This window comes from Mucilaginibacter sp. cycad4, from assembly GCF_034263275.1.
Classification (GTDB): domain Bacteria; phylum Bacteroidota; class Bacteroidia; order Sphingobacteriales; family Sphingobacteriaceae; genus Mucilaginibacter.
The window spans coordinates 6,702,085-6,716,659 of sequence record NZ_CP139559.1 but is presented as its reverse complement, the minus strand read 5'-3'; the positions used below and the strand labels follow the sequence as shown (position 1 = coordinate 6,716,659).

At 42.5% G+C, this 14,575-nt stretch carries 14 protein-coding genes; 10 read left to right on the top strand and 4 right to left on the bottom strand.

Going from position 1 to position 14,575, the window contains the following annotated elements:
- Positions 1 to 9: 9 nt before the first annotated feature.
- Positions 10 to 990 carry a glycosyltransferase gene (locus SNE26_RS27775; RefSeq protein ID WP_321557087.1) on the bottom strand — a complete coding sequence of 327 codons (981 nt, stop codon included), beginning with the start codon at positions 988 to 990 and terminating at the stop codon, positions 10 to 12.
- A gap of 76 nt (positions 991 to 1,066) precedes the next feature.
- Between SNE26_RS27775 and SNE26_RS27770 the strand changes: the two genes are divergently transcribed.
- Together SNE26_RS27770 and SNE26_RS27765 are read left to right on the top strand one after the other, a co-directional pair.
- Positions 1,067 to 1,276 (top strand): hypothetical protein, encoded by a 210-nt coding sequence (locus SNE26_RS27770; protein ID WP_321557086.1) that lies wholly within the window; start codon positions 1,067 to 1,069, stop codon positions 1,274 to 1,276.
- Positions 1,254 to 1,688 carry a putative toxin-antitoxin system toxin component, PIN family gene (locus SNE26_RS27765; RefSeq protein ID WP_321557085.1) on the top strand — a complete coding sequence of 145 codons (435 nt, stop codon included), beginning with the start codon at positions 1,254 to 1,256 and terminating at the stop codon, positions 1,686 to 1,688. The genes SNE26_RS27770 and SNE26_RS27765 overlap by 23 nt, the downstream gene beginning before the upstream one ends.
- Here SNE26_RS27765 and SNE26_RS27760 read toward each other — a convergent pair.
- The 3 genes from SNE26_RS27760 to lpdA form a co-directional block, all read right to left on the bottom strand.
- Positions 1,678 to 2,118 (bottom strand): sterol desaturase family protein, encoded by a 441-nt coding sequence (locus SNE26_RS27760; protein ID WP_321557084.1) that lies wholly within the window; start codon positions 2,116 to 2,118, stop codon positions 1,678 to 1,680. The two genes, SNE26_RS27765 and SNE26_RS27760, sit on opposite strands and share 11 nt — an antisense overlap.
- Before the next feature lies 1 nt (position 2,119).
- The gene (locus tag SNE26_RS27755; protein ID WP_321557083.1) at positions 2,120 to 2,743 is read right to left on the bottom strand and encodes a TlpA disulfide reductase family protein; all 624 of its coding nucleotides are present in this window, start codon (positions 2,741 to 2,743) and stop codon (positions 2,120 to 2,122) included.
- A 102-nt stretch (positions 2,744 to 2,845) separates the two neighbouring features.
- Positions 2,846 to 4,249: a dihydrolipoyl dehydrogenase gene (lpdA, locus tag SNE26_RS27750; protein ID WP_321557082.1), complete on the bottom strand. Its 1,404-nt coding sequence runs from the start codon at positions 4,247 to 4,249 to the stop codon at positions 2,846 to 2,848.
- A 270-nt stretch (positions 4,250 to 4,519) separates the two neighbouring features.
- On the opposite strand from lpdA, the gene SNE26_RS27745 reads away from it, so the two are divergent.
- From SNE26_RS27745 to SNE26_RS27710, 8 genes are all read left to right on the top strand, one after another.
- Positions 4,520 to 6,376, top strand: a complete 1,857-nt coding sequence (locus tag SNE26_RS27745) for a CocE/NonD family hydrolase (RefSeq protein ID WP_321557081.1) — start codon at positions 4,520 to 4,522, stop codon at positions 6,374 to 6,376.
- A gap of 110 nt (positions 6,377 to 6,486) precedes the next feature.
- On the top strand, positions 6,487 to 7,104 hold the full coding sequence (locus tag SNE26_RS27740) for a hypothetical protein (RefSeq protein ID WP_321557080.1): 618 nt from the start codon (positions 6,487 to 6,489) through the stop codon (positions 7,102 to 7,104).
- 41 nt (positions 7,105 to 7,145) lie between these two features.
- Positions 7,146 to 8,816: a M1 family metallopeptidase gene (locus tag SNE26_RS27735; RefSeq protein ID WP_321557079.1), complete on the top strand. Its 1,671-nt coding sequence runs from the start codon at positions 7,146 to 7,148 to the stop codon at positions 8,814 to 8,816.
- Between the two features lie 11 nt (positions 8,817 to 8,827).
- Complete coding sequence (locus SNE26_RS27730) at positions 8,828 to 10,492, top strand: M1 family metallopeptidase (RefSeq protein ID WP_321557078.1); 1,665 nt, start codon at positions 8,828 to 8,830, stop codon at positions 10,490 to 10,492.
- 140 nt (positions 10,493 to 10,632) lie between these two features.
- On the top strand, positions 10,633 to 11,376 hold the full coding sequence (locus SNE26_RS27725) for a head GIN domain-containing protein (RefSeq protein ID WP_321557077.1): 744 nt from the start codon (positions 10,633 to 10,635) through the stop codon (positions 11,374 to 11,376).
- 216 nt (positions 11,377 to 11,592) lie between these two features.
- The gene (locus tag SNE26_RS27720; protein ID WP_321557076.1) at positions 11,593 to 12,615 is read left to right on the top strand and encodes a proline iminopeptidase-family hydrolase; all 1,023 of its coding nucleotides are present in this window, start codon (positions 11,593 to 11,595) and stop codon (positions 12,613 to 12,615) included.
- A gap of 45 nt (positions 12,616 to 12,660) precedes the next feature.
- Positions 12,661 to 13,500, top strand: a complete 840-nt coding sequence (locus SNE26_RS27715; protein ID WP_321557075.1) for a DUF2911 domain-containing protein — start codon at positions 12,661 to 12,663, stop codon at positions 13,498 to 13,500.
- 200 nt (positions 13,501 to 13,700) lie between these two features.
- Positions 13,701 to 14,555 carry a transposase gene (locus tag SNE26_RS27710; protein ID WP_321557074.1) on the top strand — a complete coding sequence of 285 codons (855 nt, stop codon included), beginning with the start codon at positions 13,701 to 13,703 and terminating at the stop codon, positions 14,553 to 14,555.
- Positions 14,556 to 14,575 lie beyond the last annotated feature (20 nt).

The following is a 14,575-nucleotide window of genomic DNA, read 5'->3' as shown; positions in this document are numbered from 1 at the left end:
AGCTGAATTTTAATTATTCCATGGCAGGTATTTGGGCTGATGGTTATTGATGAGTTTAGGCTGCTGTGAATTTAACGTTTGCCCGTTCAGAACCTGTTCATACAACGCCAGGTATGCAGCAGCCATTTTACCTATATTAAAATTGTCGACTGCATATTGATGGCAATATTGCCTGCTGAAACTTTCAACGTTTTTAAGTCCGGTGGCTAATTCAGTTTTGCTTGCTGAAAGCAAACCAACTTCTGCCGGTACCAGTTCGGACAATGAACCGTATGGCGTACCGAAAACCGGGCAGCCAAAATAAAGGCTTTCAACAATGGCTATTCCGAATGGCTCGTGCCACAATACCGGGAAAAGCAAAGCTTTTGAGCTGTTCATCACTATCGATTTTGCTTCATCGCCTACCATGCCTTTAAAACGTACATTCAAATTGGGGGTAAAACGCAGCCCCATTTTCAGGTTAAGCCGGGTGCCGCCAAGTACTACTAATTTATTACCGCTCATGATAGCTACATCAATAGCGCCTTTTACGTTTTTGATCCGCCAGGCTGCTTTAGCAAGGAAGTGGGTGAGGGTACGTTTTTTATTCAGATCGGGAACCTGGTAATCGGCCGTGTCGATAGCATTATGTACAAACACCGTTGAACCATGTCTTTGTGCGTGATTGGCCGACACAAATACCGAATTAAGATCCAATTGCGCGCCACCCGGGTTATTATGAACCGTAACTATATAAGGCTTTTTAGTAAAACCACTCACCTGAAATTGAAAATGTACTATATCAATATCATCGGGCACCTGCTGGTTGATATCAACCGCCGGATCATAGATTAATACTCTGGCAAAGGGGCAGGTTGAGCCTGCTCCTACCAGATAAGTGATCTGATGCCCTAACCGGTTCAGCTCACGGCCAAGCCACCAGATAATGCGCTCGGTACCGCCATATTTAGTTGCCGGAATTTGGGTGTTGTTTACGATGAGGATGTTCATAGATGTTGGGGCAAAGATAACATCCACAACAAACACTTCTTCAAAACAAATAAAACAGAATCATTATATTTGTTATATGGATACGCTAAAAATAAATATACTCAATCCGAAAGCCCTGAAGCTTTTGAACGATCTTGCTGAGCTTGATCTTATAGCGATCCAGGACGATTCCAAAGTTGGGTTTCAAGATGTGCTAAAGCGCTTACGAAACAAAAATGCAGATTTAACTCTCGAAGAAATTACGAAAGAGGTAGAAACTGTACGTGCAAAGCGTTATTCCCGGTAAGTTGATTAAAGTAATTTTAGATACCAATTTATGGATAAGCTTCCTTATCAGGAAGGATTATTCTAATCTTGATACTTTACTTTTTAATAACCATGTAAAACTTGTTTTTAGTAAAGAGTTATTGGACGAATTTTTCGAAGTTGCCAAACGTCCAAAGTTTCGGCGCTACTTTACATCGGTCGATATTGAAGATCTCATTGCGACTATCGAAGAATATGCGGAATTTGTAGAGGTGAAAAGCACTGTGGAAGCGTGCCGGGACAAAAAGGATAATTTCCTCTTAGCCTTAGCTGTTGATAGCGATGCCACCTATCTGTTAACAGGAGATCTCGATCTTCTTGATTTAGGTTCGTTTAACGATACAACCATCACAACTATTACCGATTTTTTTAAAAGCGGCATCATTTCTTAAACCGTTTCCTGCTTACCACCAACAACCCAAACTCTTCCGATGGATATTTTTCCGTTGATTTATGATGGATTTTATGCGCCCGGCGGATCCCGGCCAGGTAACGGTTATCACTCTTAAAAGCCTTAAACCGGTTATGGATAAACCAGTCGTGAAAGATAAAATAGATGATCCCGTAAATACTGATGCCAGTCCCTATCCAAAAACGGTAGTTCAAACTCAAATGTCCTATCCACATCAGCCACAAGGCAAAACCTGCGAAACCAATACTGAATAGGTCGTTCAATTCAAGCCAGCCTTGCCTTTGCTGGTGATGTGTTTTATGAATAAACCATAGCGGCCCGTGGAAAAGGTATTTGTGCATGGCCCAGGAGATGAACTCCATTAAAGCAATGGTTAATAAAACAATTCCGATACTAGCCAATATTCTCATATCACTTAGCTGCTATGTTCCGCGCTATCAGGTTTTCCATCTTTTTAGTATTGTCATCTTCATTTTCAGAAGCATATCCAGTTTTTTTGAAGATCAGTTTTCCCTGCTTGTTGAAAATAAAAACTGTAGGGTATCCCCTAAAACCAAACTGTCTGTCGGGACATTTAGTTTTATCATCGGGTGTGTATTTCGCTAAAACTTTGCCGGTGTAAATCTTTTCATTGCAACCAGGTATAAAATAAACCGGTAGTTTAAAATCCTGCCGCTTGCTAAAATCCTTATACATCTGCACAAAATTGGCAATTGATTTATCCTGTGCTATAAACCGTTTAACTATTCCGCTATCGGTTTGACACAAAGTAATAAACCTGAAATTTTTATTGTCTTTGTACTTAGCATAAAGTTTATGCAACATCCCCATTTCACGAAAACAGGGCGGACAAGGCACAAACCAGCAATCAATAAAAAACACTTTGTTTTGGCCTAACTGTTTTAGCGTTGTATGTTTCCCTTTGATATCATAAACCTCAATATCAGGTACCGATTTAATTTTTTTGGTTTGCGCATGCACTATGCAGCCAAGCAAAATGAAAAATGCGAATAAGGAGTAGGTTATTATTTTCATGACAGAAGTATTCACTACTAACTTAATACAAAAAAAGCGGCTATCAAATGATAACCGCTTTTAAATATTTCAAATCCGAGATCGAAAACCCCATTTCCGAAATTAAATATGTATCGCCCTGTTTTCTGTAGCTGCTAAACATGCTTCGCGCATGGCTTCGGTATACGTTGGGTGGGCATGGCTCATGCGCGAAATATCTTCGGCACTTGCACGGTACTCCATGGCCACAACGGCCTCGGCTATCATATCGGCAGCCCGCGGACCAATCATGTGTACACCTAAGATTTCGTCAGTTGCGGCATCAGCCAATACTTTCACAAAGCCGTCCAGGTCACCGCTGGCACGGGCACGGCCGCTTGCTTTGAACGGGAATGAGCCTGTTTTATATTTAACACCGGTTGCTTTCAACTGCTCTTCTGTTTGACCAACAGCAGCAACTTCAGGCCAGGTATAAACTACCCCCGGGATCAGGTTATAATCAATATGCGGTTTTTGGCCGGCAATAATTTCGGCAACCAGCGTACCTTCGTCTTCGGCTTTGTGGGCAAGCATAGCGCCTTTAATTACATCGCCAATAGCATAAACACCTTTAACTTTGGTTTCCAGGTGTTCATCAACTGTAATTTTACGGCCACGTTCTTCAACAGTGATACCGATATTTTCCAACCCTAAACCATCAGTATAAGCTATACGGCCAACGGCTACCAGGCAGTAATCGCCTTTAAGTTCTTTCTTTTCGCCTTTAGGGGTATCAAAACTAACGGTTACTTCTTTGCCTTTTACAGCAGCGCCGGTAACTTTGTGGCCAAGGTAAAATTCCATGCCCAATTTGGTCAGCACTTTTTGTAATTCACGGCCTAAGCCTTTATCCATGGTTGGGATAATACCATCCATGAATTCAATTACAGATACCTTGGCACCTAAACGTGCATAAACCGAACCAAGCTCCAACCCAATAACGCCGCCGCCGATCAGTACCAGGTGTTTAGGCACTTCGCTCAAGGTTAAAGCCTCGGTTGAGGTAATGATGCGTTTTTTATCGATTGGCAAAAACGGCAGAGCCGACGGTTTTGAACCAGTGGCAATAATCACGTTTTTACCTGTGATTTCAGTAACGGTACCATCGCCCTTTTTAACGGTGATAGTGTTTTTATCTTTGAATGATCCTACACCAAAATGAGTGTCGATCTTGTTTTTCTTCATCAGGTAGCTGATACCGCTGGTGTTGGCATCAACAACTTCCTGTTTACGTTTGATCATCTGCCCAAAATCTATCGAAAGATCTTTGAGGTTGATGCCATGTGTTTTAAAAGCATGGGCAGCATTGTGGTAATGTTCAGACGAATCAAGCAGCGCCTTTGACGGGATACAGCCTACGTTAAGGCAGGTACCGCCAAGGGTGTTATACTTTTCAACAATTGCGGTTTTTAAACCCAGCTGGGCACAGCGGATAGCGGCTACATAACCACCCGGGCCCGAACCTATAACTATAACATCATATTGCATAGTAGTGTGTATTTTATGGTGGGCAAAGTTAAGGATTATTGTCTGAACCTGAATTTATCGAATTAAGGAATTATCAGAATACCAGACAAATTAAATAAATTCTAAAAATTCATTTAATGAAAAATCCCGGCAATCCTTTAATCCCATAAATCATGGTTCAGATTTACCCTAAACCAACAACATTTTATCTCATTTTGTAACAGAACCATTGATAAATCGGTTTATCATCAACTGTTTATTAAATTAGCCCAATTAACTTTGACTGATCTCATGAAGAAAATTAATTTATTTTTCGCGCTGGTATTGTTGTATACCGGCGTTAATGCTCAAAGCACTTATGTTAAGGAGCATTTTACCAAAAAAGATGTGTACATCACCATGCGCGATGGTGTAAAGCTGTTCACCTCTATCTACACCCCCAAGGACGCTTCGCCGCAAAACAAGTATCCGATGATGATGATGCGTACCTGCTACAGCATTGCTCCTTATGGCGAAGACAAGTATCCGCAAAAGCTTGGGCCATCTGAAATTATGATGAAAGAAGGCTACATTTTTGTTTACCAGGATGTGCGCGGCCGTTACAAAAGCGAAGGCACCTGGACCAACATGACTCCGGTTATCGACAACAAAAAAAGCAAAAAAGACGTTGACGAAGGTTCCGACACGTATGACACCATCGACTGGCTGGTTAAAAACGCAGCTAACAACAATGGTAAAGTTGGGCAGTATGGCATCTCCTACCCCGGCTTTTATACTGCCGCGGGCATCCTTTCAAATCACCCGGCATTGAAAGCTTCATCTCCCCAGGCTCCAATCTCCGATTTCTTTTTTGACGATTTTCACCACAACGGTGCTTTCATTGAAGGATATTTCTTCACCTTTCCGGTATTTGGCGTGCAAAAAACAGATACAACCAGCAAAGCCTGGTATACCATGCTTAAACCCGACAGCAAAGATGGTTACCAATACCTGTTAGATCTGGGGCCGCTTAAAAATGCCGATAAATTTTACCATGATAACTTCTTTTGGCAGGAAACCGTTAATCACCCTAACTACGATGAATTTTGGCAAAAACGCGGTCTGCTGAAACATTATAGCAAAGTAAAACCTGCCGTAATGCTTGTTGGCGGCTGGTTTGATGCCGAGGATTTAACCGGTCCGCTGGCTATTTACAAAACCATCAACAAAACCGATCCGAACGCCTATAATACCATTGTGATGGGGCCATTTGGTCACGGGCGCTGGTCGCGCGAAACGGGGCATACCATGCACAGCAATGTTTACTTTGGCGACAGCGTGGCCACTTTCTATCAAAAAAATATTGAGGCTAAATTCTTTAACCATTTCCTGAAAGGCAATGGCGATAAAAACTCCGGCTTGCCAAATGCTTACATGTTTAACACCGGCAAAAAGGAATGGGCTACATTTGATAAATGGCCTGCCGCCAATGCCGTACACCAAAAAATGTTTTTAGGTGCTGATGGCAAGCTGTCAACCACTCAAGCCGCATCTGCCGGTTCGGTTTCATATGTAAGCGACCCGCTTAAACCGGTTCCTTATACCGAGGACAATACCACTACTATGGGCTTTACGCCGCACAATTATATGAGCGAAGATCAGCGCTTTGCAGGTCGCCGCCCGGATGTACTGGTTTACCAGAGTGAGGTTTTAAATGATGATGTTACCCTTGGCGGAGAGATCATGGCGCACCTTAAAATTGCCACAACAGGTACCGATGCCGATTTCGTTGTGAAACTGATTGATGTTTATCCCCCCGATGAACCAAACAATCCATACATGCCCAACAAAAACATTATCCTGAGCAACTACTGGCAAATGGTACGTTCGGAAGTGATGCCGGCACGTTTCCGCAACAGCTTTGAAAAGCCGGAGGCACTGGTAGTCAATCAAAAAACGGATGTAAACTTCCGCCTGCAGGATGTGCTGCATACCTTTAAAAAAGGTCACCGCATTATGATCCAGGTACAAAGCACCTGGTTCCCGATAGTAGCACGCAATCCACAAAAATATGTGGAAAACCCGTATAAAGCAGATGAAAGCGACTATATCAAAGCTACCGAAACCGTTTACAACGATAGCTTTATTGATGTGCAGGTGTTGAAGTAGTTATTTAGAGATTAGAGGTTGGAGATAAGAGGTTAGCCACTACCTTCATTTGCCTTAAGCAATTGGCCAGGTTATTAAACACTGGCCAATTGTTTTCGTAACTTGTTAGCATGAACCCAAAATCGCTTTTTATACTGTTAAGCATCTGTGGTATTAATTTAAGGGCAATTGCACAAACCTGCAGGCATTTAAATTTGTCAAAGGCGTATGATTATATGATAGTTTCGGAAAGATATCCATTAAGCGATAGCGTATTTTATGGGGCTAACATGAGTCTTCAGATTTTTCGTAAAAATAAGCCGCATGTCTGGCAAAGCATCAGGTATAAAGCAAGTGTGTTATATGAAGATGCTTTTAAAAACTGTAACGCGACACGTTCTTATATAACCGGCTACAGAAAAAATGCAGAAGTACCTGATTATGATTTTGGCGACCTGGTTATAGCCGACCTTAATTTCGACAAACTTGAAGATATTGCTATCAAATATGATTCAGGTGGTAGCAGCGGTCCGCTTTATTATTTTTACTTTCAGGATAAAAGCGGTCATTTTTATTTAAGCAAATATTTAACCGATCATGTAGGTTCTTTCCCCGCATATATAAATCTCAAAGAAAAAACCATAGCAACTCAGATACACGCTAATGTGAGGTATGAATCAAAGAAAACCTTTCGATACAATTCCAAAACCAAAAGATGGAAATTGATTAGATGGCAGATGGTCAATTAACCGATTTAATAGATATTTTTAAATCTGACACAATTAAGTACATGAAAATAAAACAACTATATCTCGCAGCGCTTACCTTACTAAGCACTGCAATAATTAGCCAGCAGGCAAAGGCGCAGCTCCTGAAAGAAAAAGAGCAGTTTACCCATGCCGATTCGCTGCGGGGTATGCTTAGTCCTTTGCGTAGTTGCTACGATATTAACTACTATCACCTTGATGTTAAGTTTGATATCCATAAAAAATTCATCAGCGGCAGCAACCAGTTTAAATTTACCGCCACGCAGGATTTCACCAAACTCCAGTTCGATCTGTTTGCTAACCTGAAAATTGAAAAGGTAGTTTATAAAGGTAGAGAGTTAGCCTTTACCCGCGATGGTAATGCCGCATTTGTTACCTTTCCCCAAACTATAACGAAAGACAGTAAAGATGAGTTTACCGTTTATTATTCGGGTAACCCCACAATAGCTGTAAACGCCCCCTGGGACGGAGGGGTGATGTTTAAAAAAGATTCGTTGGGTAAACCATTTGTAGCAACTGCCTGCGAAGGTATAGGCGCCAGCATCTGGTGGCCTACTAAAGATCACCTGAGCGATGAGGTTGACAGCATGATGATCAGCATCAGCGTGCCCAAGGGTTTAAAAGATGTATCGAACGGTCGCCTGCGTAAAGTAACCCAGCTTAAGGACGGTTACACCCGCTTCGATTGGTTTGTGGCTAATCCCATTAATAATTATGACGTAGTTGCCAACATTGCTGATTATGTACATTTTGACGATACCTACATGGGCGAAAAAGGCAAGCTCAGCCTTGATTACTGGGTGCTGCCAACCAGCCTCGAAAAAGCAAAAAAACACTTCGCTGCCAATGTAAAACCAATGCTTAAAGCTTTTGAACACTGGTTTGGCCCTTATCCTTTTTATGAGGATGGCTATAAACTGGTTGAAACTCCGCATTTGGGCATGGAACATCAAAGTGCTACCGCCTATGGCAACCATTTCCTGAACGGGTACATGGGTTATGATATATCGGGTACCGGCTGGGGAACTAAATGGGATTACATTATTGTACACGAAAGCGGGCACGAATGGTTCGGCAATAACATCACAGGTAAAGATCTTGCCGATATGTGGATCCATGAAAGCTTTACCTGCTACTCCGAGTCGCTTTTTGTGGAGGACAACTGGGGCAAAAAAGCCGGCCAGGATTATAATTATGGTTTAAGGCTCACCATTAATAATGACAGCCCGATAGTTGGCGTTTATAATGTTAACAAAGAAGGCTCAGGCGATATGTACTCAAAAGGTGCTGTTTTCCTTAACATGATCCGTACTATCATTAACGACGATGAAAAATGGCGCGGCATCCTGCGCGGGCTCAACAAAACTTTTTACCATAAAACGGTTACTTATGATGATGTGGTAGGTTTTATCAATGCGCAATCGGGCATGAACCTTTCGGCTATATTTGATCAGTACCTGCATTACCGCAACCTGCCTGTTCTTGAGTTCACCAGTCATGAAAATAAGCTTTACTGCCGCTGGATTGCCGAAGCCAAAGATTTCAACATGCCAATAAGGGTACGCGTAAAGGGAGGTGAATATAAATTTATCAACCCTACAAAACAGCTGAGCCCTGTTGAAATTCCCGGCGCCAATAAGGAGAATATCGAAATTGACTATTTAAACTACTACGTGGGTTCGCTCATGGACTAATCCCCAAATAAATGAAAAATAAGTTCTTAAATATTTGTGCAGTTGCTTTAGGGCTAACCATAACCGGTATAATAACAGCCCATGCGCAATTAGGCACCAACAAACAAACTTTCACACGTGCCGATTCGCTTCGGGGCAGCTTAACGCCGTTGCGCACCTGTTATGATATCAACTATTATCACCTTGATGTGAAGTTTGATATCGATAAAAAATTCATCAGCGGCAGTAACCTGTTCAAGTTCACAGCTACTCAAAACTTCAGCAAACTTCAGTTCGATCTGTTCGCCAACTTGAAAATAGAGAAGGTGGTTTACGAGGGCGCCGAAATACCATTCACCCGCGAGTTTAATGCTGTGTTTGTTACCTTCCCAAAAATCATCAAAAAAGGAAGCAAAGATGAATTTACCGTTTACTATTCGGGCAATCCAACTGTAGCCAAACATGCTCCATGGGATGGCGGCGTGGTTTACACTACAGATTCATTAGGTCGTCCATGGGTAGCAACAGCCTGCCAGGGTATAGGCGCCAGCATCTGGTGGCCAACAAAAGATCACCAGTATGACGAAGTAGATAGCGCCCTGATCAGTATCAGCGCACCTAATGGTTTGAAGGATGTTTCAAACGGCAGGTTGCGTAAAGTAACCGACCTTAACAACGGCTATACCCGGTTCGACTGGTTTGTGGCCAACCCCATCAACAACTATGATATAGAAGCCAACATTGGCGACTACACCCACTTTGAAGGCACTTACCAGGGCGAAAAAGGACCGCTTACGCTTGATTACTGGCCCTTAAGCTATAACGTTGATAAAGCCAAAAAGCAATGGAAGCTTGACGCGCCACGGATGCTAAAATCATTTGAGTATTGGTTTGGCCCATATCCTTTTTATGAGGATGGCTATAAATTGGTGGAAACACCGCACCTCGGCATGGAACATCAAAGCGGCACCGCCTATGGCAACCATTATAAAAACGGCTACCTCGGTCGCGATTTATCAGGTACCGGCTGGGGATTGAAATGGGATTTTATTGTGGTACATGAAAGCGGGCACGAGTGGTTTGGCAATAACATCACCTCTAAAGATGTAGCCGACATGTGGATCCACGAAAGTTTCACTAACTATTCTGAATCATTGTTTATTGAAACCTTTTACGGCAAACAAGCCGGGCAGGAATATGTGAATGGCACTCGCAAAAATATCCGCAATGATAAACCCATTGTGGGTCCGTATGGTGTAAACATGGAAGGTTCGGGCGATATGTATTATAAAGGCGGTAACCTGTTAAACATGGTGCGTACCATTATCAACAACGATGATAAATGGCGCGGTATTCTTCGCGGGCTAAATAAAACCTTCTACCATAAAACAGTTACTTATGATGATATTGTAGGCTACATCTGCAAACAGGCCGGCATGAACCTGGCCCCGGTATTTGACCAGTATTTGCATTATAAAGATATCCCAACCTTACAATTTGTAGTTAAGGATGGCAAGCTGTATGCTAAATGGATTGCCAATGCCGAAGGCTTTAGCATGCCGGTAAGGGTACGCGTTAAAGGCGGCGGGTATATCTTTATTAAACCAACCACCCAGTTTACCCCCGTTAAGATCGACGGTATAACTAAGGACAATGTAGAGGTGGATACCTTTAATTATTATATTAAGGTTGAGTAATGGTTGATTAGGTGAGTAGTTGATTGGGTGAATGGTTTAACCCAAACAACCACTCACTCCCCCCACAAAAAAATTCAAACTCAGTGCAACTTTCCTCCCCCTGCCGGCGTCTAATTTGAAAACGAACTAAAACAACCGTCATGAAATCGATCTCAAAAATATTATTGACCGCCGTATTGGCAGCAGGAACTACAGGTTACGCATCGGCAAAAACAGTAAACCCAATTGTTAAACACGCCGATCAAACCACTCAGGACCGTCATTTATCAGGCTTCAGCGCTATTGAGCTGGCAGGTTCATTTGATGTTTACTTTACACAGGGCTCAAACGAATCAGTAAAAGTTGAAGCGCCTTCAGATGTTATCGACAAGATCATCACCGAAGTTCAAGGCGGTGTATTGAAGATTTACAGTAAAAAAGGCACCAACTGGGATAACTGGAGTTTTGGCCGCAGCCGTAAAATGATTGTGCATGTGGTAGCTAAAGATATGACCAGCATTAATGTTGCCGGTTCGGGTGATGTTTATTTTAAAGAAGGCATCAGCACTACTTCATTAAAATTAAAAGTTGTTGGCTCTGGCGACATGCTGGGCAAAGTAAATGCTAAAAACCTTGACAGCAGCATTTCTGGTTCAGGTGACATGAAACTTTCGGGCCGTGCCGATAATTCGAGGGTAAATGTTGTAGGCTCTGGTGATTTTACCGCCCGCGACCTGATCACCATTAATACCGAGGTACACATAGCCGGTTCAGGTGATGCCACCATCAACGCCAGTAACAAAATTGAAGCCTCGGTAAGCGGCTCGGGCGATGTGCATTATACCGGCGGAGCTAAAAATATTTCAAGCTCAAAAGCTGGCAGCGGAGATATTGAGAGGATATAGGTGCGCTTCATAAGGCAGGCAACCTGTTAAAATATATAGCGGCATCATTGCGATGTACGAAGCAATTCCCGATTTGCAGGTCCACCTGTATAGTTCGCGATTGCTTCGTACATCGCAATGATGCTTTTTATTTTACAGTATTTGTGAAACTATTTTTATTACGCTTCTTAGTATCTTTATCTAAAAGATAACCATCAACCATTCCTATCGCTTGCCATGAAAAAGCTATTCTTCATCCTGATTGCTGCCTGCTTTTGCGCATGCAATAATCCATCAAAGCCATCGGCAGACACTTCAGCCGAAACATCAAACGCGCCCTACGAAATAAAAACCGGGGGCAATAAACTGATTAAAGTTGCCGGAAAGTATAACGTATGGACAAAAAAAGTTGGCGACGGTAAAATTAAAGTGTTGCTATTGCATGGCGGCCCAGGCTTTTCACATGATTATATGGAATGCTATGAGGATTTCCTGCCGAAGGAAGGAATGGAAATTTACTACTATGATCAGCTTGGTTGCGGTAATTCTGATGCCCCTGCCGATACTTCGTTATGGAATATTCCCCGTTATGTTCAGGAAGTAGAAGAAGTGCGCAAGGGGTTAGGGCTTGATAATTTTTATATAGTGGGCCATTCATGGGGCGGTATGCTGGCTATGGAATACCTGCACAAATACCAGTCGCACGTTAAGGGCGCTGTATTATCAAACATGACAGCCGGAATTAAGGGCTATGTTACCTATGCCGCAGAACTTAAAAAGAAGTTTTTTACTCCACGCGATATTACCGTTTTTGATTCGTTAGACAGGCTTAAACAATACGATTCGCCTCAATATAACGATCTGCTGATGAACAAACTATACACGCAGGTAATTTGCCGCCTCCCTTTAGAGAACTGGCCTGAACCTTTATGGCGTGCATTTAAAAAGGCTAATCATACCATTTATATACAAATGCAGGGGGTTGATGAGTTTCACGTAACCGGCAATTTCAAAGGCTGGGAATTTTGGGACAAACTCGCGGATATAAAAACCCCTACCCTTGTTTTAGGTGGCATGTATGATGAAATGAGCCCTGAAGACATGAAAAAGGAAGGCCGTTTATTACCCAACAGCCGCACCTATTTATGCCCTAACGGCAGCCATATGAGCATGTATGATGATCAGCAAAACTATTTCAAAAACCTCATTACCTTTTTGAAGGATGTTGACGCGGGTACATTTACTGCAGATAAAAAGTAGCACACCAATTATTAACCTTTTATATTAACCACCACACCCTCAATCATGAAAAAGTTATTTACCTGTATCATTGCCATGGTGATCTTCACCGCGGTAAATGTTTATGCGCAGTTAACGCCGCAACCCAGTTCAACACAAAGTATTGTGCAGGATTTCGGCCTCGGCAAAATCAGTCTTGTTTACTCCCGCCCGGATGTAAGAGGCCGTAAAATATTTGGAGGCATGGAACCTTATGGATCCGTTTGGCGCACGGGGGCTAATTCGGCCACGGTAATTAAATTTACCGATGAAGTAAGTATGGAAGGCAACAAGGTCCCGGCGGGCGAGTATGGCCTATTCAGCATCCCCGGCGAAAACGAGTGGACAATCATCCTCAGCAAACAACCTAAACAATGGGGCGCTTATAATTATAAAGAAGCTGATGATTTTGTGCGTTTCAAAGTAAAAACAGAACACCTTAAGGCTTTAACAGAAACAATGACCCTTGCATTCAGCAATATAACCACAAATACCTGCGATTTGCAGATGATGTGGGAGCATAGCGGTTTCACGGTTCACATGACCACCGATATCGACGCGAAAGTAATGGCACGAATCGACTCGGCCATGAATACAGATAAAAAGCCTTACTATGAAGCTTTGATCTATTATTACAATAACAATAAAGACATGGACAAAGCTTTGGCCTGGGCTACAGAATTGGAAAAAGACAAGAACTTTCCGCCATTTGTCCCTAAATTATGGAAAGCGCGCATCTTATTGAGAAAAGGCGATAAAGCCGCAGCCATAACTACAGCCCAGGAAGGCGCAAAAATGGCCGCCGATATGAAAACGGACGAATATGTACGTTTAAATAACGAGTTAATAGCACAGGCGAAGAAATGATGATTTAATCTCCTATTATCGTTAACAAAAAGCTCTTGCCAAGATCACTTGGCAAGAGCTTTTTGTTTGCAAGTAAGCTTTCTAAAAGCTGGGGATTGAGCGATTCCCCTCTCGAGAGGGGTGATCGTTGCACAACTAAAGGTTAATAATATAGTTCTTTGAAATATTGATTAAAACGGTGTTTTTAAGTAAATTGAGACATGCAAGGTAAGCAAGTACAACAGGAAAGTTTATTCATACAATTTCAACTTTCCGACCATGTTCCGACTGATAATTTTTACCGTCGGTTAAAAAGTTTGCTTGATTTAGACTTTCTATATCAGGCCACCTTAAAATATTATGGAAAGGAAGGCCAAAAAAGTATCGATCCCGTTGTATTTATGAAACTGATGCTTGTTGGCTACCTGGAGAATATCAATAGCGATCGTCGCATTATCAGCTCATCCGGCATGCGGATGGATATTCTGTATTTTCTCGGTTACGATCTTGGTCAGGAATTGCCATGGCATTCCACATTAAGTCGTACCCGCAAGCTTTTCGGGGAGGAAACCTTCGTTGAATTATTTAAGCAAGTATTGAAACTTTGCATTAATAACGGAATGATTAGCGGTAAACGGCAGGCTGTGGACAGTGCATTAATACCAGCCAATGCCGCCAAACAAAGTATGGTTGAACGGATAGTAATGGATGATGCTTCTGTTTTTAGCCGTGAACTGAATGATAATATCGAGCATGAAGCGGAAGAACAGGAGAAGTCTAAAGGCGGTGACGATAAAGGATCGAAGGGAAAAAAAGCAGCACCGACCAACCCAACACACTACAGCCCTTCGGATCCTGATGCCCGCTTAACCACCAAACCCGGGAAGCCAATGAGGCTGTATTACCGGGCACAAATGAGTGTAGATACGGCCAGTCACGTAATCACCTATATACAAGCATTTAAAGGAAATCAAGCCGATAACAGCTCTTTACCGGTAATACTCCCGCTGATTGCGGAGAACCTGGCTGGTCATGCCATCCGGGCCAGAAGAAATTCTGGCAGATGCAGGCTATAGTAGTGGTACAGCAATAAGGT